The organism is Oceanobacillus luteolus, from assembly GCF_023715655.1.
Taxonomy (GTDB): domain Bacteria; phylum Bacillota; class Bacilli; order Bacillales; family Amphibacillaceae; genus Oceanobacillus; species Oceanobacillus luteolus.
In genome coordinates this window covers 36,779-55,971 of sequence record NZ_JAMBON010000012.1, presented here as the reverse complement: position 1 = coordinate 55,971, position 19,193 = coordinate 36,779, and the positions used below count along the sequence as shown (strand labels likewise).

General features: G+C 38.6%; 20 protein-coding genes and 1 pseudogene. 10 read left to right on the top strand and 11 right to left on the bottom strand.

The genetic code is table 11. The annotated features are described in order from the left end of the window. Window positions 1-58: 58 nt before the first annotated feature. Together M3210_RS09505 and M3210_RS09500 are read right to left on the bottom strand one after the other, a co-directional pair. Window positions 59-598 (bottom strand): HD domain-containing protein, encoded by a 540-nt coding sequence (locus M3210_RS09505; protein WP_251513772.1) that lies wholly within the window; start codon window positions 596-598, stop codon window positions 59-61. Window positions 599-637: 39 nt separating this feature from the next. Beyond that, window positions 638-1,066, bottom strand: a complete 429-nt coding sequence (locus M3210_RS09500; protein ID WP_251513770.1) for a MarR family winged helix-turn-helix transcriptional regulator — start codon at window positions 1,064-1,066, stop codon at window positions 638-640. 150 nt (window positions 1,067-1,216) lie between these two features. On the opposite strand from M3210_RS09500, the gene M3210_RS09495 reads away from it, so the two are divergent. The 4 genes from M3210_RS09495 (at window position 1,217) to M3210_RS09480 (ending at window position 4,430) form a co-directional block, all read left to right on the top strand. Continuing rightward, complete coding sequence (locus tag M3210_RS09495; protein ID WP_251513768.1) at window positions 1,217-1,720, top strand: CarD family transcriptional regulator; 504 nt, start codon at window positions 1,217-1,219, stop codon at window positions 1,718-1,720. Between the two features lie 189 nt (window positions 1,721-1,909). Next, window positions 1,910-2,962, top strand: coding sequence for a type 2 isopentenyl-diphosphate Delta-isomerase (fni, locus tag M3210_RS09490; RefSeq protein WP_251513765.1), 1,053 nt, complete (start codon window positions 1,910-1,912; stop codon window positions 2,960-2,962). Between the two features lie 57 nt (window positions 2,963-3,019). Beyond that, complete coding sequence (locus tag M3210_RS09485; protein ID WP_251513763.1) at window positions 3,020-3,478, top strand: DUF2188 domain-containing protein; 459 nt, start codon at window positions 3,020-3,022, stop codon at window positions 3,476-3,478. A gap of 241 nt (window positions 3,479-3,719) precedes the next feature. Next, on the top strand, window positions 3,720-4,430 hold the full coding sequence (locus M3210_RS09480) for a DsbA family oxidoreductase (protein WP_251513761.1): 711 nt from the start codon (window positions 3,720-3,722) through the stop codon (window positions 4,428-4,430). A 162-nt stretch (window positions 4,431-4,592) separates the two neighbouring features. Here M3210_RS09480 and M3210_RS09475 read toward each other — a convergent pair whose 3' ends face one another. Beyond that, a complete protein-coding gene (locus M3210_RS09475; RefSeq protein WP_251513759.1) occupies window positions 4,593-5,357 on the bottom strand; it encodes an iron ABC transporter ATP-binding protein in 765 nt (254 codons plus the stop codon). A 599-nt stretch (window positions 5,358-5,956) separates the two neighbouring features. Between M3210_RS09475 and M3210_RS09470 the strand changes: the two genes are divergently transcribed. The 4 genes from M3210_RS09470 (at window position 5,957) to M3210_RS09455 (ending at window position 10,270) form a co-directional block, all read left to right on the top strand. Beyond that, the gene (locus M3210_RS09470; RefSeq protein WP_251513756.1) at window positions 5,957-7,012 is read left to right on the top strand and encodes a siderophore ABC transporter substrate-binding protein; all 1,056 of its coding nucleotides are present in this window, start codon (window positions 5,957-5,959) and stop codon (window positions 7,010-7,012) included. Window positions 7,013-7,046: 34 nt separating this feature from the next. Further along, window positions 7,047-8,048 carry an ABC transporter permease gene (locus tag M3210_RS09465; RefSeq protein WP_251513904.1) on the top strand — a complete coding sequence of 334 codons (1,002 nt, stop codon included), beginning with the start codon at window positions 7,047-7,049 and terminating at the stop codon, window positions 8,046-8,048. A gap of 4 nt (window positions 8,049-8,052) precedes the next feature. Further along, window positions 8,053-9,108, top strand: coding sequence for an iron chelate uptake ABC transporter family permease subunit (locus M3210_RS09460; RefSeq protein ID WP_251513754.1), 1,056 nt, complete (start codon window positions 8,053-8,055; stop codon window positions 9,106-9,108). Window positions 9,109-9,565: 457 nt separating this feature from the next. Then, entirely contained in the window at window positions 9,566-10,270 is a 705-nt protein-coding gene (locus M3210_RS09455; protein ID WP_251513752.1) for a SurA N-terminal domain-containing protein, read from the top strand. 45 nt (window positions 10,271-10,315) lie between these two features. Here the strand turns inward: M3210_RS09455 and hisC are convergent, their stop codons facing one another. From hisC to hisZ, 8 genes and pseudogenes are all read right to left on the bottom strand, one after another. Next, a complete protein-coding gene (gene hisC / locus M3210_RS09450) occupies window positions 10,316-11,377 on the bottom strand; it encodes a histidinol-phosphate transaminase (RefSeq protein ID WP_251513749.1) in 1,062 nt (353 codons plus the stop codon). Beyond that, the gene (hisIE, locus tag M3210_RS09445) at window positions 11,370-12,011 is read right to left on the bottom strand and encodes a bifunctional phosphoribosyl-AMP cyclohydrolase/phosphoribosyl-ATP diphosphatase HisIE (protein ID WP_251513747.1); all 642 of its coding nucleotides are present in this window, start codon (window positions 12,009-12,011) and stop codon (window positions 11,370-11,372) included. The genes hisC and hisIE overlap by 8 nt, the downstream gene beginning before the upstream one ends. Further along, window positions 12,008-12,775, bottom strand: coding sequence for an imidazole glycerol phosphate synthase subunit HisF (gene hisF, locus M3210_RS09440; RefSeq protein ID WP_251513902.1), 768 nt, complete (start codon window positions 12,773-12,775; stop codon window positions 12,008-12,010). Before hisF ends, hisIE begins: the two co-directional genes overlap by 4 nt. A 30-nt stretch (window positions 12,776-12,805) precedes the next feature. Further along, a pseudogene (gene hisA, locus M3210_RS09435) lies at window positions 12,806-13,486 on the bottom strand (1-(5-phosphoribosyl)-5-[(5-phosphoribosylamino)methylideneamino]imidazole-4-carboxamide isomerase); the annotation flags it as partial. A gap of 19 nt (window positions 13,487-13,505) precedes the next feature. After that, window positions 13,506-14,090, bottom strand: a complete 585-nt coding sequence (gene hisB / locus M3210_RS09430; protein ID WP_251513745.1) for an imidazoleglycerol-phosphate dehydratase HisB — start codon at window positions 14,088-14,090, stop codon at window positions 13,506-13,508. After that, on the bottom strand, window positions 14,083-15,369 hold the full coding sequence (gene hisD / locus M3210_RS09425; RefSeq protein WP_251513743.1) for a histidinol dehydrogenase: 1,287 nt from the start codon (window positions 15,367-15,369) through the stop codon (window positions 14,083-14,085). Before hisD ends, hisB begins: the two co-directional genes overlap by 8 nt. Window positions 15,370-15,374: 5 nt before the next feature. Further along, window positions 15,375-16,001, bottom strand: a complete 627-nt coding sequence (gene hisG, locus M3210_RS09420) for an ATP phosphoribosyltransferase (protein ID WP_251513741.1) — start codon at window positions 15,999-16,001, stop codon at window positions 15,375-15,377. A gap of 1 nt (window position 16,002) precedes the next feature. Continuing rightward, window positions 16,003-17,226: an ATP phosphoribosyltransferase regulatory subunit gene (hisZ, locus tag M3210_RS09415; RefSeq protein ID WP_251513739.1), complete on the bottom strand. Its 1,224-nt coding sequence runs from the start codon at window positions 17,224-17,226 to the stop codon at window positions 16,003-16,005. 173 nt (window positions 17,227-17,399) lie between these two features. Here hisZ and M3210_RS09410 point away from each other — a divergent pair, with 173 nt between their 5' ends. Continuing rightward, window positions 17,400-18,194: a histidinol-phosphatase HisJ family protein gene (locus tag M3210_RS09410; RefSeq protein ID WP_251513736.1), complete on the top strand. Its 795-nt coding sequence runs from the start codon at window positions 17,400-17,402 to the stop codon at window positions 18,192-18,194. Between the two features lie 151 nt (window positions 18,195-18,345). Then, the gene (locus M3210_RS09405) at window positions 18,346-19,158 is read left to right on the top strand and encodes an alpha/beta fold hydrolase (protein ID WP_251513733.1); all 813 of its coding nucleotides are present in this window, start codon (window positions 18,346-18,348) and stop codon (window positions 19,156-19,158) included. The last annotated feature ends 35 nt before the right edge of the window (window positions 19,159-19,193 follow it).

The window sequence follows — 19,193 nt, the reverse complement described above, 5'->3', positions numbered from 1 at the left end:
TGATTATGGCCTGTCTTTATCTTTAGTCATTTATCTTAAGTAATATTTTTCGCTTCTATTACTTAAACACTCTTTTTACTGCAGCTTCAAATTCGCTGAAGAATTGAGGGCGATTTACCTCACTTAAGCCATGGTCCATATTCATAACAATGGCTTCATTGTACCACTGTTGTTCTTTGTAACCGGCATTAAAGATTTTCCAAATCTTCGGACCAACTTCTTCAAGGTCTTTTTCCAAGGATAAAAGATTGTCCAGACGATCGGCAACGATTAGCTGTTTTACTTCGAGGTCGGCTGTTTTTAATGTGTCAATTGTATGTTGTTTTCTTTCTTTCCATGTCTTTGATTTGTCCTCCGTATGTGCTTGGACAAGATTAGCCACATGTTTACCGAATTCAGCTCTTATTTCCTCAATCTCGATGGGAGTGTCTTCAACGACATCATGAAGAAAAGCTGCACATATTAGAGCTTCACTCGCTCCTGCACTTTCCAATATATTTGCGACGCGTATGGGATGTGTGATATAGGGGATGTTTCCTGCCTTTCGAAAGTGTCCTTTGTGGGCGTTTTCAGCGAAACGTTTCGCTTTTTCCTTCACTTTTCCTCATCCTTCCAACGATTTATAAATGATGGGATCCTATAATTGCCAATCTGCAGCTAGTGTCTTTTTAAGTTCATCATATGCCGCCTGACCAAGTGCATTTTTGATTCGTTCTTCCAATGCCTGTTTTAATGCTTTATTTTCTTCATAGCAATTCAGCCCCAACTGGGTCAATTGTACATACTTATTGCGTTTATTTTCATCTAAGTTAGTCAGTTTTACTAGGCCTTGTGCTTCCAGTTTTCTTATCAGTTTATGAGTTCCTTGACGAGTAATTTCCCCATTTTTACATACATCGGCAAGCATTTCCTGACCATAATTAATGCGATCCAATATAAACCACTCTGATTTTGTAAGCTGAATTTCATTTTTATTATTCCATCTATCTTCTATTGCTTTACGTATTTCTCTATTTTTTTTACTTAATAAATCAAATAAGTCTTTTTCGTTTAACTCCTCTTCCAAAGAAGAAACACCTCTACTTCTATTAAGATTGTCTTCTGTACTATACAAAGCGAAGTGAAGGGTTGTCAACTAGTTGACAAATTGTTGAAATTGTATTACAATTAGAACTGAAGCTCTACGGAATGAGCCTGAGAAAATGGAGGTTGGCAAATGTTTAAAGTCGGTGATTTGATTATCTATTCCACACATGGGGTATGTAAAATTGATGACATTTGCGAGAAAAGCTTTAAAGACGTGACACGTAATTATTATATTCTCCATCCACTGGATGATCCGAATTTAACAATCAGCGTGCCCGTAGATAATGATCAGGTCATCATGTTGGACATCATGGAGAAGAAAGAAGCAAGAAACATCCTGAAGTCTTTTGAAGAACCTGGTATTGAATGGATCGATGATGCGAAAGCACGTAATAAAAAGTATAATAGCATCATTAATAGTGGTGATCGTGACAAAATCATTAAGATTGCCAACACACTTATGCGCAAACAAAAAGAAGCTGAGCTTAATAAAGAGCGCATGTATGACCAAGATACAAAAATGCTTGAACACATTCAGCGGATTATGTTCCAAGAATTGGCAGCATCCCTAGAAACAACCGTTGAACAAATCGTTGACCGAATCAATTCAATGATACCGGCAAAGGTTTCATAATATAAAGAAGAAATTGACCTCGTTTCATTGGAAACGAGGTCAATTTTCTTTGTATTGGCTCCCGGAAAGGAGACCACAATATGAAGGTAGCTCGTATGGTGGCATCAAAGTTGCTTCTCCTTTCAATTCAGGTGTAAAACAAGTAGAATAGCTAATAGAATAAATTTTACTTTTCGGAGGTACCCATACATGGATAAAGGAATTAACCAAAGAAAGACAGAACATATCCGACTTTGTTTAACTGGAAACGTAGAAGGTGTCAACAAAACAACGGGCCTGGAAGGGATTCATTTCATACATAATGCATTACCAGAAATAAATTTTGATTCCATTACATTAGAAACGAGTTTTTTAGGAAAAGCATTAAAAGCCCCGTTTTTAGTCAGTTCTATGACTGGTGGTTCAGAGCTTGCCACAACCATCAATCAAAACTTGGCTATTGCTACTGAGGAAAAGGGCTGGGTCATGGCAATTGGCTCTACACGTGCATTTTTAGAAAGCGATCAATATAAAGAATCATTCCTTATCCGTGAGCAAGCTCCGACTGTACCGTTAATTGTAAATATTGGAGCGGTTCAATTTAATTATGGATATGGTGCAGAGGAATGTCAGCGGATAATTGATAAAACAGGTGCCGACTCTATTGTGCTGCATTTAAACAGCATGCAAGAAATTGTACAAGACGGGGGAGATGTGAATTTCGAAAACCTTCTTCCTAAAATTGAACAAGTATGTAAAACGCTTGAAGTCCCAGTTGGAGTAAAAGAGGTTGGATTCGGTATCGATGGGGAGGCTGCTCAAAGGTTATATAATGCAGGCATTTCCTATATTGATGTAGCAGGTGCTGGCGGTACTTCTTGGAGTCAAGTTGAAAAATTACGTTCCCGCAATAAATTGAAAAAGGCTGCAGCAGAAGCATTCAATAACTGGGGAATTCCTACGAAAGATTGTATCGTATCTGTACGAAGCAAGCTCCCGGAAGCACCTCTTGTAGCGAGTGGTGGTATGAGTACTGGTGTCGATGCGGCTAAAGCAATTACAATTGGTGCAGATATTATTGGATTTGCCCGTCATTTGCTGAAAGCAGCTACCGAATCACCGGAAGCAGTCCTTGAGACGATGGAGCAAATCGAATTAGAGCTCAAGATGACCATGTTTGGTATTGGTGTGAAAAACTTGGATGAATTGAGAAATACAAAACGTGTTAATATCATGGGTACTTCACTTATGGATGAAATGTAAAAAGTTTTATCCCTCCTTGCACTGGGTAAATGAATGATAGAGCTAGGAGGGATAACTATGGTATGGACACTTGAGGATTATCCTCCATCAATGAAGAACTTATCAGATATTGTTAGAAAAAAGGCAATTGATATCGCAAACGCGATGGTGGATGAAGGTTATAAAGAGGAAGATGCCATTCCAATTGCTATCAGTCAGGCGAAAGAATGGGAAGATAGCGCTGAGGATGAAGAGATTGAGCATTTTCGTAAATATGGGAAGGTGACGACCCGTTCTCCAGAAGGCCAAAAGTATGAAAGTAATCCGGAGAGAATGGAAGAAGGAGAGGTTGTCCGCCCGCATGAAGATGGCTGGGCAGTGGAATCGGAAGGCGCTCAAAAACCAAGTAACGTTTTTGATACAAAAAAAGAAGCGATTCAACGAGCAAAGGAAATAGCTGAAAACAAAGGTACATCTGTTACTGTCCATAAAAAGGACGGAACGATCCAAGAGAAATATTCATTTAAAGAAGAATAAAACAGTGAGGCTGAAATGCTTTGCTGTTTTTTTGTTTATAAAAGAGGAGATGGTACTACCCTGTGACTTTTAGAAATGTGCAAGGCCAACTCTTGAGATAAGCACATTATTTCATTCTAAAAAGCCCCTGTGCTACAATGAATGCAACTTAATGGAGTGATGAAAAATTTTCATTTCGGAAGACGGTTTCATACGTTATACTAGTTATCGTTATGTTAGTGAAAAAGGAGATTCAAAGTAAATGCTAATTGAAATATGGTCAGATTTTGTGTGCCCTTTTTGTTATATAGGAAAGAGACGGTTGGAAGCAGCCCTAGAAGGATTTCAACATAAAGAAGCGGTGACGATAGAATATAGGAGTTATCAGCTTGATCCAACTGCGAAGCATATACCGGGGAAAAATTTCTATGAAACATTCTCTGAGTTGAAGGGTATGCCGATCAAACAGGTGAAAACGATGAATCACCAAGTAGCAGAGCAGGCTCGAGCTGTTGGCTTGGACTTCCGGTTTGATACGATGCAATACACCAATACGTTTGATGCTCATCGATTATTTCACTATGCAAAACGTCAAGGTAAGGGAAATGCAATTACCGAACGATTCCTCCATGCTTATTTTACAGAATCCGCGTTGTTAAGTGATAAGGAAACGTTGGTGAAACTTTCCGTTGAGGTTGGGTTGGATGAAGAGAAAGTAAGGGAACTATTACAATCTGAAAAATATACTCAAAAAGTAAGTGAGGATATCGCCGTAGCACAACAAATCGGAGTACAAGGTGTACCGTTTTTCGTTTTTAATGAAAAATATGCTGTTTCAGGAGCGCAATCTAGTGATGTATTTTCTCAAGTACTTGAGAAGGTATGGGAAGAAGAGGAAAGCAATCCAGCAGCGAAAAAAGGGAAAGCGAAAACATCCTATTGTACGGATGAAGGCTGTGTTGAGCACGAATGAGGTATCGTGGTCAACCAGTGGACTTACATGAAGAACTTTACCGGTAAAAAACTACGTTTGTTTATTCAAAGAGATTTCTTTTGATAGATGTATCAAAAAGGGTTCTGCACAACTGTAGTTGTGCAGAACCCTTAGTTTACTTATTCTAAATTTTTTCTGTTATTAGTGAGAATTAAAGTATACACAAAAACGGCAACCATCTTGCATATGGACCGGGATATGCATATCATAAACTTCTTTCAATGCTTCTGAATTAATAATTTCATGTGTAGGGCCATTTTTTACGAGACGTCCATCTCTTAAAGCGACGATTTGATCGGAATAAACGGAAGCAAAGTTAATGTCATGTAATACAATCACAACTGTTTTTCCTAGTTCATCAACAAGTTTGCGTAGTATTTTCATGATTTGCACAGAGTGCTTCATATCTAAATTATTTAATGGCTCATCTAATAGAATATATTCGGTATCTTGTGCAATAATCATTGAAATAAAAGCACGCTGTCTTTGACCGCCAGAAAGTTCATCCAAGAATTTATGTTGGATATCTGAAAGGTTCAAATACTCTAATGCCTGATCAACGATTCTATTATCTTCAGCATTTAGTCGACCTTTTGAATATGGATATCGGCCAAACGAGACCAATTGTCGAATTGTAAGTTTTACATTTAGGTAATTTGATTGTCGTAAAATGGCAATTCGCTTCGCAAATTCATTAGATTTTATATTTTTTACATTATTTTTGTCAAGTAACACTTCACCTGTATCTGCATCCAGTAGTCGGCTTACCATTGAAAGTAACGTTGATTTTCCCGCGCCATTTGGACCGATAAACGAGGTGATCTGTCTAGGCTTGATTTCAACCGAGACATCATTAATGATTGATTTATTTCCAAATCTTTTTGATAACCCTTTTATTTCGATCATTCCTCAACCCTGCTTTCCCTATGTAATTATCTAGACGGAATAATTAAAGCCAGTAAAGCTAATAATAATTATGGATATATGTTTAAGGATAAATGTCCTCAAGTTCTTCTACAATTTCATATTAAAAATTTCTCCAGCTATAAAAGCTACTTTATAAGAAATATCAATAATGATAATCATTATCACTATATTCATTTTATATGATGTCGGTAGGAAAATCAATGCTTGTGCTTAAGAATAGTCTGTAAAATCTCCCTTATTAACTTCAAATTTTGAGATGGAAGGAAATTCTGATCTACTGTCAATGGATAGATATTGGAACATCGTAAGCGGATAGGAGTGGTTATAGGAGGAGTCTAGTACACAATAATAATATTTTATTATAAAAATAATTTCATTAAATTATAATTGACAACTTTTTTGGATTTGCTATACTTTGATTAGGTTATTGAGATTGATTCTCAATATCAATTGTTTGTATTTTTTAAGTGCACTATAGTATATTTATGCTTTAATTCTTCAAAATTGCGCATAAAAATAAAACAAAGTTATTATCAACTCAATAATCTAAAACACTTACAAGGGGAGAAATTAAAGAAATGGGAAAATCAAAATATATTAATTCATCATTCATAGTATTAATTTTTGCAATTTTAGTTTTGTTCTTAGCAGCTTGCTCTGGATCAAGTGATGATGCAGAGAATGCGGAAGATACAGCAAATAATTCAGCTGGAACAGAAGAGAAGGAAGACGAGTCTACTGAAGATGCAACTATTGAAATAACGGACGCACATGGTACGGTTGCTGTTCCAGTGAATCCACAGAATGTAGTGGCTCTTGATAACCGTACATTTGAAACTCTAGCTGATTGGGGTATTGAATTAGCGGCTGCTCCTGTGGATCTAATACCTGAAGACAATCCTTATAAAAATGATGATTCCATTCAAAATATTGGAAACCATCGTGAACCAAATTTAGAAATTATCGCTGCGGTAGATCCTGAACTTGTAATCGTCGGTCAAAGGTTTGCAAGCTATTACGAAGATATTAAAGCATTGGTACCAAATGCTGTCGTTATCGACTTGAATATCGACGTTTCTGAAGAGGCTGAAACACCAGGTGATAATTTGGTTAATGGATTTAAAGATATTACAACTTCCCTAGGCCAAATTTTTGATAAAAATGAAGAAGCTGAAGCGTTGATTGCTGAGTTTGATCAATCAATTGAAGAAGCTAAAGCCGCATATAACGGGACAGATAGAATTATGAGTGTTATAGTATCTGGTGGAGATATTAATTTTGCAGCTCCCCAAACTGGTCGTGTATGGGGGCCATTATATGATATATTTGGTTGGACTTCAGCTTTAGAAATTGATCAAGCTTCTGCAGACCACCAAGGTGATGATATTTCTGTTGAAGCAATCGCGGAAACTGATCCTGATTGGATTTTTGTAATGGACCGTGATGCTGCGGTATCTTCTGAAACGGATGCAGTTCCAGCTCGTGATGTAATCGATGGAGCACCTGCCCTTCAAAACACAACAGCAGTTAAAGAAGGACAAATCGTGTATGCACCGGCGGATACTTATACAAATGAATCAATTCAAACCTTTACTGAATTATTTAACGATCTTGCTGAAGCTCTAGCTGAGTAGATAGAGGAGTATAACTATAGTGCCGAAAAATACAATAGAAAAAACGTTCGGGGCTGGTAATTTACAGCCCCCGCGACGTTATAATAAGGAGAAAATATGGACGAAGCCTTTTATAATAGCAGTCATTATTGTTATTATTCTAGGTGTTATTTCTTTGTTTACTGGAGTTTATGATATTAGAGGGCGAGAAGACGGGATGGATATGTTTTTTATAACTCGTATCCCAAGGACAGCTGCGATTATGCTGACTGGAGCAGCTATGGCAATGTCAGGGCTTGTCATGCAGCTTATCACCCAAAACCGTTTCGTTGAACCGACAACAACTGGGACAATCGAATGGGCGGGCTTAGGTTTAATTCTAGCTTACTTATTATTTCCTGGACCAACATTAGTCCTTAGAATGACTTTCGCAATCATTTTTTCCTTTATTGGAACGATGATTTTCTTTTTGTTTTTAAGAAGAGTTAGACTACGTTCTTCATTAATCGTACCAATTATTGGAATTATGCTTGGAGCGGTCATTTCTGCATTTTCTACATTTGTTGGACTGGCTTTTAACATGTCGCAAAATATTGAATCCTGGTTTGTGGGTTCGTTCTCTTCTATTCAAGTTGGAAGATATGAATTTTTATGGTTAATTGTTGTCATTAGTGTTCTTATTTATATCTATGCGAACAAGCTCACTTTAGCAGGCTTAGGAGAAGATGTTTCAACAAGTCTTGGTGTGAACTATAACCGGATTGTTCTTATTGGTACTGGACTTATTGCTGTTGCAGTTGGAATTGTAGCATCTGTGATTGGTAATCTGCCATTTCTAGGTTTAATCGTGCCTAATATCGTTTCCATGTTTAGAGGTGATGATCTGAGAAGTAACTTGCCTTGGGTAAGTGTCATTGGTATGGGTGCTTTGCTTGCTTCAGATATAATCTCTCGAACTATTATTATGCCTTTTGAGGTACCTGTTTCTCTGATACTCGGAACAGTAGGTGCAATCGTATTCATTACTATTCTATTAAGAAGAAGGAGGCTAGGTTAACAAATTGGAAACTACAAACAACAAAGTCGTCAAAATTAATTCTAGCCTTCCTAATGAAGATAAACCGTCTAAAGCTTTTCGGTCCAAGAAAGAAGAAAGGCGTTATTGGATCCTTTTAATTACACTGATCGTTTTGGGTGGTCTTGCTGCGTTTGGACTATTAGTGTATAACAATCCGGTTCCAGTAGATTCCCCTTCCTTTATTCCAGTTGTTGAAAGAAGATTGGATGCCCTTACTGCAATGTTTATTGCTGTAATCTGCCAAAGCTTGGCGACTGTTGCTTTCCAATCAGTAACGAATAATAGGATTATAACTCCTTCACTATTAGGATTTGAAGCACTGTATTCAACAATTCAAACTAGTACAATGTTTTACTTTGGTGCCAGTGTATTTATCGGATTTAGCGGCACTGGACCATTTTTAACCCAAGTTATTATTATGATTGTGCTCTGTTTGGTACTTTATGGTTGGTTACTTTCAGGAAAGTATGGGAATCTCCAGTTAATGCTTCTAGTCGGAATTATTATTGGTACCGGACTTCGGTCATTATCATCTTTTATGCGAAAACTACTTGCACCGTCTGAGTTTGATGTTTTACAGGCGAGATTATTCGGTTCTGTCAATAATGCAGACCCTGAATACTTTCATATTGCAATACCAATTGTAATCATTGTGGCATTACTGCTCCTTGTTTATTCAAAACGATTAAATGTAATGTCACTTGGTAAAGATATCGCTAGTTCTTTAGGAGTAAACTATCGATTTAGTGTCATTTATGTTCTTGTTTTAGTTTCCATATTAATGTCAGTATCAACTGCTTTAGTTGGACCACTAACTTTCTTTGGGTTTTTAGTTGCGACTCTAAGTTATCAGTTGGCACAAACTTATGATCATCGATACATATTTCCGATGGCTCTTGCATCCGGTTTCTTAATTTTATCAGGTGCATATTTTATCATGTATCATGTATTTAATGCTCAAGGTGTCGTTTCTGTTATTATCGAAATGGTTGGTGGTATAACATTCTTAGTCATCATTTTAAGGAGAAAGACTTTGTAACAAAGAACAAATATTTATTGGAATCAGACTGTATTACATTTTCTAATTTGACCAGAGTATGGGACATAAAGGATCTTATCGAAAAAAGGCGTTTAATGAAATGAATAAAGCAAATACCCAAGTATTTTGTTAAAACTTCATGTTCATTAATAAAGATAAGAACTTTTGTCCCGGCTCTTCAGTTTTGAAGTGATTCTACCCTAGTATTCCCCTGTAACCAGCCCTCATAAACCTTCTTGCAGAAAGTGCCTCATCAATTCCCAGTGCTTCCAATTGCATGGTCAACAAGTTACCCTAAGGTCATTATAATTTATAGTGTTTTTCCCTTGTGTTTAAGAAAAGTGAAGGATGAACGAATCATTGTATATGACTTTAGCCTTAATCACACTTTCGTTATTGAATTATTAGGGTGTTTTATGTTTTACTGGAGTAAGACCAATTAGGAGGTAATAATTAAATGAAGAAAAGAATCCTGCTTATTACAGCATTATTTTTAACGTTGCTATTAGCTGCATGTAATAATGATGACACAGAGAAAGCGGATGACAATAAGGATACAGAAGAGCAAGCAACAGAAACTGTGGAGATTTCTGATGAGGAAAAGGTTGATAATGACTCCGTCGTCTTGAATATTAATGGTACTGAGATCAACGGAGCTAAATATAATAATGTTTATAAACAATACAAAACAATGCTTCATATGTATGGACAAGATGTAAGTGATTTGGACATGTTGAAGGATGAAACAGTTCTGATTCTAACTGAGCAGGAATTGATTCGTCAGGATGCACTCGATAGTGGAATTGAAGTGACGGAAGAAGATGCTCAAGAAGAGATTGACAATATCATTGAGACAAATGGAGAAGAAGCTATTCAAACCATGCTTGAAGAATATGATTTATCTGAAGAACAGTTCAGAGAACAATTGATGGATGACTTGTTGATGGTCCGTTATATTGAGTCTGAATTTACTGTTGAAGTGACCGATGAAGAAGTGGAAGAACAATATAACCAGATGAAAGAACAGAGTGAAGAAGTGGGCGAACTTCAGGAATATGAAGAACTGATCCGCCAAAGCGTCATGGAGCAGAAGCAAAGAGAAATGTTGGAAGCTCGTATCGAAGAATTAAAAGAAGAAGCTGAAATTGAGACGTTGATTTAAGACAACAGTAGGATGACGCACAGAAAGTTGTGCGTCATCCTATTTTTATTTTTTCAGAAGTTTATCGAGCACCTGGAAAAACGTGTCCATCTCTACTTCCGTACCAATTGTAATTCGTAAATATTCGTTAATGAGTGGTTTATTAAAGTATCTCACTAAGATCTTATTTTCTTTTAACTGTTCATACAGGCTGGAAGCTTCCTTGTCTGGATGAGTTGCAAATAGGAAGTTTGCTTGAGAGGGAAGCACGTTAAATCCACGTTTTCTCAATTCCTGAGTGGCCCAAATCCTTGTCCTTTTAATTTTCTCCCTTGTTGCTTCAAAGTAAACTTTATCTTTCATTGCTGCAATACCGCCAGCAATAGCTAGGCGATCAATTGTATAAGAATTAAAGGAATCTTTTATCCTGATGAGCCCCTCAATTAATTCAGGTGAGCCAAGAGCAAATCCTAAGCGAAGTCCAGCAAGAGAACGGGATTTGGACATCGTTTGAATAACGAGTAAGTTATCATATTTATGAAGCAGCTTGACTGCAGATTCCTCGGCAAAATCAATATATGCTTCATCAACAATAACAACCCGATCCCGATTATGCTGAAGAATATCTTCAATTGCCTCGAGCTGTAAATAGAGGCTAGTTGGTGCGTTCGGATTTGGGAAAATAACGCCGCCTTCTGAACTGTGAAAATCACTTGCCTGAATAGAGAAGTCCGCTTGTAAAGGAACTTCCTCTACTGGTATGTTAAAGAGTTTGGCATAAACCGGGTAAAAGCTATAAGAGACTTCTGGGTAACGGATTTTCCTCCCGGATTCAAAGAAAGCCATAAACGAAAAGGCAAGCACTTCATCTGAACCGTTTCCGATAAATACGCTGTCCTTACCCAATCCATAATAGTCAGCGATCTCATTTCTCAGCTCATCCACTGTTGGACTTGGATAGAGTCTGAGAGACTGATCTGCTTCCTTCTTTATCGCATCTAAAACCAGAGGGGAGGGAGGATATGGGTTCTCGTTCGTATTTAGCTTAATGATTTTCGGATCATTCAGCTGTTCCCCTGGAATATATGGATCACTACGTTTTACTGCACTGCTCCAAAATTTACTCACGGTTTTGACCTTCCTTTGTCAGATGGCGTTTTAATAATTCCGCTTTAATTTCATTTAGAGTTACTCCTGACGTCTCCATCACGACAAGAAGGTGATAGAACAAATCGGAGATTTCGGCTGTCAGCTCCTCTTTATCTTCATTTTTTGCAGCAATGATAACCTCGCTCGTTTCCTCGCCAACCTTCTTCAACATTTTGTCGATACCTTTTTCAAACAAATACGTCGTATATGCTCCTGGGACAGGGTTTTCCCGTCTGTCTTTAATTTTGTCAATTACTTGCGTTACGATATCCAGAGATGGTAACTCTTTTTGGTCGAGCGTTTCATTAAAGCAAGTCACTTCACCGGTATGGCAGGCAGGGCCAAGGGGCTCGACTTGGACAAGTAGAGCATCTTTATCACAGTCATAGTTGATACGCTTTACCAGCTGTTTATTACCTGACGTTTCCCCTTTGTTCCATAAGGACTGTCTGGAACGGGAATAAAACCAGGTTTCACCTGTTTCAATTGTTTTTTCCAATGACTCTTTATTCATATAAGCAAGGGTCAATACTGTACCGCTTGCTGCATCTTGGACGACAGCAGGCAGGAGCCCGTTTTCATCAAATGCTAAATCTTCTAGTTGGATTGTCATTCTTTTATCCCCCTGACCAAAACATTTTCATTTGCAAGATATTCTTTCAATGCAGGTATTTTAATTTCGCCAAAGTGGAATACAGATGCTGCAAGGGCCCCAGCTGCACTGCCCTCTGTCAGTGCTTCTTTAAAGTGTTCGGGTTTTCCAGCTCCACCGCTTGCGATTACCGGTACATCTACAGCTTCGGCGATTTTCTTGGTTAATGCTATATTATAACCCGACTTCGCACCGTCATCGTCTATGGCATTCACGACGACTTCACCTGCTCCAAGTGTTACTCCTTTGATTGCCCATTCAATTGCATCAATGCCGGTATCCACCTGTCCTCCTTTGGAAAAGACATTCCACTTCCCAGGTGCAACCTCTTTAGCATCTAATGCAAATACAATAGTTTCACTCCCGTATTTCTGTGAAGCTTCACTAATGAGATCTGGGTTTTCGATGGCGGCACTGTTGATTGAAACTTTGTCAGCACCGGCTTGTAATACTTTTTCAATATCTGCAATGGAACTAATTCCACCACCTACGGTAAAAGGTACTTGGATTACTTTTGCGATGTTCTCGACAAGGTCGATAAAAACATTTCTCTTCTCTACAGATGCTGTAATGTCATATAGAACAAGTTCATCTACTTGATCTTTATTATATTGCTTTGCAAGCTCTACTGGATCTGCGACCTCTTGAATGTTTTGAAACTGTTGTCCTTTCACGACTCGGCCATTTTTGACGTCGAGACAAGCGATGATATTCTTCTTTTCCATCTTCTCACCATCCATCAGGTTCTTGAAATTTAATGTGCCGTCGTATAGTGCTTTTCCAATAATTGCACCGTACATCTTTTGTTCCCTTAACCTCTTAACATCTTCTTCTGTTGTCACGCCGCCGGAAGCAATGACATCAATCGTTGTTGCTTGATTGACCGCTTGGAGCTCCTCAAAATTTGGTCCTTGCAGCATGCCATCTTTCAAAATATCGGTGTAAACAATTGTTTGAACACCGACTTCTTCCAAATCTTTCACGAGATCAAGTGCCTTGACTGTGCTTTCTTTAGTCCAGCCGTCTGTTGCAACAAAACCATTACGGGCATCAATTGAAACTGCAATTCTTTCGCCGAATTTTTCCACTGCTTCACGCAAAAATTCTGGGTTTTGAATGGCGGCTGTACCAATGATGACTCGGCTCACTTCCCGGTTCAAGTAATTTTCAATTACTTCTATCGAACGGATGCCACCACCAACCTGAATGGGGATGGATACAGTTTGCGCAATCTCTGCAATCAGACCTTGATTAATCGACTTTCCTGTTTTGGCACCATCCAAATCAACAATATGGATATACTCCGCACCTTGTCTCTCCCATTCTTTCGCGACTTCCACAGGGTTATCATTGTAAATCGTTTCTTTATTATAATCTCCTTGGGTTAGACGTACGCATTTACCTCCAAGAATATCAATTGCCGGGAATAAAATCATGAAATCATCTCCTGTAAATTTATAGGACGCCTTTTGTAGACGGAACACCTTTGATTCTTGAATTAATTATTGTTGCTTGGTCTAATGCTCTTCCGAAGCCTTTAAAAATTGCTTCAATCATATGATGGCTGTTTCTGCCATATGCGAGATTAATGTGAAGAGTGATTTTTGCATTGCTTGCAAACGCTTGGAAGAACTCTTCGACAAGCTCAGTATCGAAATCACCGACTTTGTCTTTTAATCCTTCCACATTATATACAAGGAAAGAGCGGCCGCTAATATCGAGGGATACGTTGACCAACGCCTCATCCATCGGAGAAGTGACCGATGCATATCTCGTAATGCCTTCTTTTGTTCCTAAAGCTTCCCGGAAAGCTTGACCGAGAGCAATTCCAATATCTTCGACAGAGTGATGTTGATCCACCTCGAGGTCGCCGTCACATTTCACCTTTAAGTCAAACAAGCCATGCTTTGTCATCAGTGTTAACATATGATCGAAAAAACCGATACCTGTATTAAAATCACCTTGTCCGGTACCATCTATATTAAGGTCTAACTTGATCTTTGTTTCCGCAGTATCTCTGGCAATTGAATAACTACGCATCCTGATCATCCTTTCTGATTTGAATAGCATTTGCGTGGGCAGTCAAGCCTTCTACGTTTGCTAGTGTAATAATTTGATCGCTGACATCTTCCAATGCTTGTCTCGGGTAACTGATGATCGTTGATTTCTTCAAGAAGTCATAGACACCAAGCCCTGAGGCGAACCTTGCTGTACCACTTGTTGGCAGCGTATGGTTTGGCCCGGCAAAGTAATCTCCCAACGGTTCAGGTGAATAGCTTCCTAGGAAAATTGCTCCAGCATGTTTAATCTGAGGTAAAAGCTCCGTTGGATGCTCGACCATCAATTCCAGATGCTCCGCTGCGATAATATAGGCCACTTGAGCTGCTGACTCCAGGCTGTCTACGATGATTATTCTGCCGTTTGCCTCGATGGAAGCATCAATGATTTCCTTTCGTTCCAGTCTACTAGTCTGTAAAACGATCTCTTCCTGGATAGAGTCTGCAAGTTGTTCGCTCGTAGTAATACAAATCGCTCGGGCAGATTCATCATGCTCCGCTTGAGATAAAAGGTCAGCAGCTACATATCGTGGGTTTGCTTTCTCGTCAGCAATAATACAAATCTCACTTGGACCAGCAATCATATCGATGCCGACTGTGCCATATACCCACTTTTTGGCTCGAGCAACATAAGCATTGCCGGGACCGACAATTTTATCTACCTTTTTTACCGTTTCTGTTCCGTAGGCAAGCGCTGCGATCGCTTGTGCTCCGCCTATCTTATAAATCTTTTTGATTCCTAAAAGCTCAGCGGCAAGCAGCACATAAGGGTTTACTTTTCCATCTTTACCAGGCGGGGTAGTAATTACAATCTCCTTTACTCCAGCCAGTTGCGCAGGGATCACTGTCATTAAAACGGTGGAAGGGTAGCCGGCTTTTCCGCCCGGAACATAGACACCAACACGATCAATAGGGGTAATCTTTTGGCCAAGCATTATTCCATTGTCTTGTTCAACTAGCCAAGATTTCTCCTTCTGTTCGTTATGATAGGCACGGATATTTTTTGCTGCTTGCTTCAAAGCGGTAAGGAATTCTGGAGTTGTGAATTGCTTTGCCTCACGAAATTCTTTTTCAGAAACAACTAAATCATCGAGGGTCACCCCGTCGAATTGTTTCGTATATTCATATAGTGCTTTATCCTGCTTTTCTCGTACTTTACGGATAATCCCGAGAACTGCATCGTCCAGGGCAGCGTCATTTTCTTCTGCGCTGGTAGAATTATTCCATTCTGCGATATATTCTTCTGCAGTAATTATTCTCATGCTGGTCACTCCAATGCATTTTTTAGTTGGTCAATGAAGTCTTTTACTTCCGTTGATTTAGTTGCAAAACTAGCTTTATTTACAATGAGGCGGGTACTAATGTACTCGATATCTTCCAAAACCACCAAGCCGTTTTCCTTCAATGTACTACCGGTTTCCACAATATCGACGATGACATCGGCAAGCCCGATGAGTGGCGCCAATTCAACAGAACCATTCAATTTGACGATTTCAATGGACTGGCCAACATTTGAAAAATACTTCTTCGCTACGTTAGGATACTTTGTGGCAACGGTTAACGTTTGGTTGGAATCTGCCGTGTAATCAGGAAATCCGGCAACAGAGAATTTACATTTACCAATTTTCAAATCGAGCAGCTCATAGACATCGGCTCGGGATTCAAGAATATTATCTTTTCCGACGATGCCTATGTCTGCTGCCCCTCTTTCTACATAAGTCGGAACGTCGACAGCTTTTACGAAGATTAATTTAATCGTTCGTTCTTCATTAAAGAAAACAAGTTTTCGGCTATCTGCGTGAAAGTCAATAAAATGCATGCCGGCTTTCTCCAACGTTTCAATGGTATGTTTAGCTGGTCGTCCTTTCGCTAATGCAATCGTAAGCTTCTCCATTTTAGGCCCCCCCTTTTTCAACTAATCGAATCAATTCTTCCGTTGTTTCGAAAGTCTGTTCCGTCTCATCTATTAGTACATTTTTATCTTCTAGAAAAAGGATTCCAGCTTCAGCAGTTCCAATTTCGAGTTGTTTTGTAATCACTCTATACTCTTGCTCTCTTAAAGATTGAGCTGCTTCCAATGCTTTACGCCTTTGTTTCGCTACATAGTAAAGTGTTAATGGAGCAGGTTCGTTTCTAACATCGGTAAGTTTATGTTGATTTATTGCTTCAAGTAAGTCATCAACTTCATAGGCAAACCCAATGGCAGGCATATCTTTACCGAATTGTTTGCCCAATTGATCATAACGTCCGCCCATTAGGACAGGTTTTCCGATATTTTCGACGAAGCCTTGGAAAATAACATCCGTGTAATAATCCATGTTATTGATTAGCCCAAGATTCAACGTAATAAAGTCCAGCACATCATAATCTTCAAGAACCTCTATGACAGCCAGCAAATTATCCAGGATATGTTGCATCCGTTCATTTTGGATAATAGACTTTGTCTCTTCCAATACTGCTGACGGACTGCCGTAAAGAAGTGGAATGGCATAAAGTGCTTCTTGTATTTCAGAAGGTAAATCAAGCTTAGTTAAAAAGGGCTCCATCTCAACCATATTTTTGGATTGAATCAGTTCCTGAAGTTGTTGCAGGTCTTGCGGTGATAAGTTTGCCTGTTCAATCAATTCCTTGAAAAACCCTGCGTGACCAATTTCGATTTTAAAATTGTTGAACCCAATCTCTTTCAACGTATGAACGGCGAGTGCGATAACTTCAGCATCGGCTTCCGGCTTTTTATTTCCGAACAATTCCACACCAGCCTGGGTACTTTCTTTTTCTGTGCTTTCACCATTCGGATGGCGGTATACATTAAAAACATAGAAGAGCCTTTGCTCACTTCCATTGATTTCCCGGTCAGTAACTGTCAAACGTGTCATCGGAATCGTTCCATCTGGCCGAAGCACGAGGACTTTCCCAGATCTATCAATTACTTTAATCATTTCATCTTTATTCACTGTTTGCTGGATGGAATTATACATATCATAATCTTCAAAAGTTGGGGTATGTACTTGTTCATAACCATATGTTGAAAAACGGCTTTTCAATTTATGGATGAGCTGGTTCTTAATTTTGTAATTCATGACCGCTCGATTACTGGATTTCTCGATACCGTTCCGCATTTCTTATTCTCCCTCCAAAAAACTTTATTGATTTATCACTTTATCACTTCATCTAATTAAAGTTATATAGTATTATAATAATTATGATAGATTATAAAGTCAAATGATTTCTTCACGAAATTTTATGAAAAGCTAGATTAATAGCCGAAAGATAAGACAAAGGAGAGAGCAGCATGTTTGATTACCATATGCACAGTAATTTCTCGGCCGATTGTGAAACGCCGATGGAGAAAACAGTTGAAAGAGCAATTGAATTGGGATTAAAGGAAATCTGTTTTACTGACCATATTGACTATGATTACCCGGATAAAGATTGGATATTTGAATTTGATCTAAAAGATTATGATAAAAAAATTAAAGAGGTCCAAGAGAGATACCGTAATCAAATCCGAATTAAAAAAGGAGTGGAGATTGGGCTTCAGCCACATATCCTCCAGAGATATGAAGATATGATGGAACAAGAACAGTTCGATTTTGTCATTTGTTCCTTACATGCGACGGAAAAAAAGGATTTGCATTTCGGTGAGTTCTTTGAAGGAAAAACAGTGGATGAGGCATACGAAATTTACTATACGGAGCTGTTGACATGTGTAAGGGATTTTAAGGAATTCAGTGTACTTGGCCATCTTGATTTAGTGAAACGCTATACGAAGGAAAAAAGCAAAAATAACTTCCATCATATTATTAAGGAAATATTTGCTGAAATCATCCCAGCAGGAAAGGGGATTGAAGTGAATACTTCTGGCTATCGTTATGGTTTGGAATCTGGTATGCCAAGTCTTGATATATTGAAGTTGTATAAAGATTGTGGGGGAGAGATCATCACATTAGGTTCAGATTCTCATGTGGTGGACACACTTGCAGTTGAATTTCCACTTGCCATCGCTCATTTGAAGGAAGCGGGTTTTAAATATATATGTACATTTACGGATGGTAAGCCAGAGTTTCATTACATTGATAATTTATAATAAAGGTGACTTTTTTACGAATTTCACATGAAGCAGGGATGAGTACCGTCTCGCTATGCTATAATAAAAAAGAAAATAGGCCACTGCTATTTGGCAGTGGCTAATATTCTTCCATTACATATTGGTTAACAAGCAAGGTGAGTGAATTTGAATGAATAAAGGAAATATCATCACAGGTCTTTTTGCATTATTACTTTTACTCGGACTGGGGGGTTATTCATTGATGCCGAAAAATACAAAGTCAGAAGGATATGTAGGAATACCGACTGTCTTTGTACATGGATATAAAGGAACCGTCAATTCTTTCGGCAATATGCTCCAACGTTTTGAAAATGAGTATAAATATGGGGTAGTAGGGATGACTTATTTTGTGAACGCTGATGGTTCCCTTCATACACAACATTTGGCCCGAAGTAATGGTAAACCGTTATTCATTCAAGTCGTTTTTGAAAATAATCGTACCAGTTTTGCAGAGACGACAAATTATCTTGCGAATGTGCTGCACAATCTTAAAAGTACGTATCAAATAGACACGGTGAATCTCGTAGGACATTCAATGGGTGGGATAGTGTCCTTAAAGTACATCATGGAATATGATGGTAAGGCATACCCCCGTGTAGAGAAACTTGTGACCATCGGCAGTCCGTTCGCTGGTATCTTTGATCCGAATTATTTTATTACACATACGGATAGAGGAGCAGAGGATTTGAAGATGGACTCGCTTGCATTAAGAATGCTCCATACGTCCACCTTCCCAGAACATGTGAAAGTACTTAGTATTGGAAGTACAGGCGACGCTGTTGCGGTTCCTGAAAGTGTAGCCCAACTCAGAAAAATTGTCCCATCAAGCCAACTGAAAGAAGTGATGTTGGAAGATGAGACTTTAGGACATAGCGCACTTCATGAACATGCAGGGGTAGATCAATTGATTTATCGTTTTTTGTGGCAAGATTTAGCACAATAACTTAAACTATAGAAGCAAGCTAAAATGAAATGATA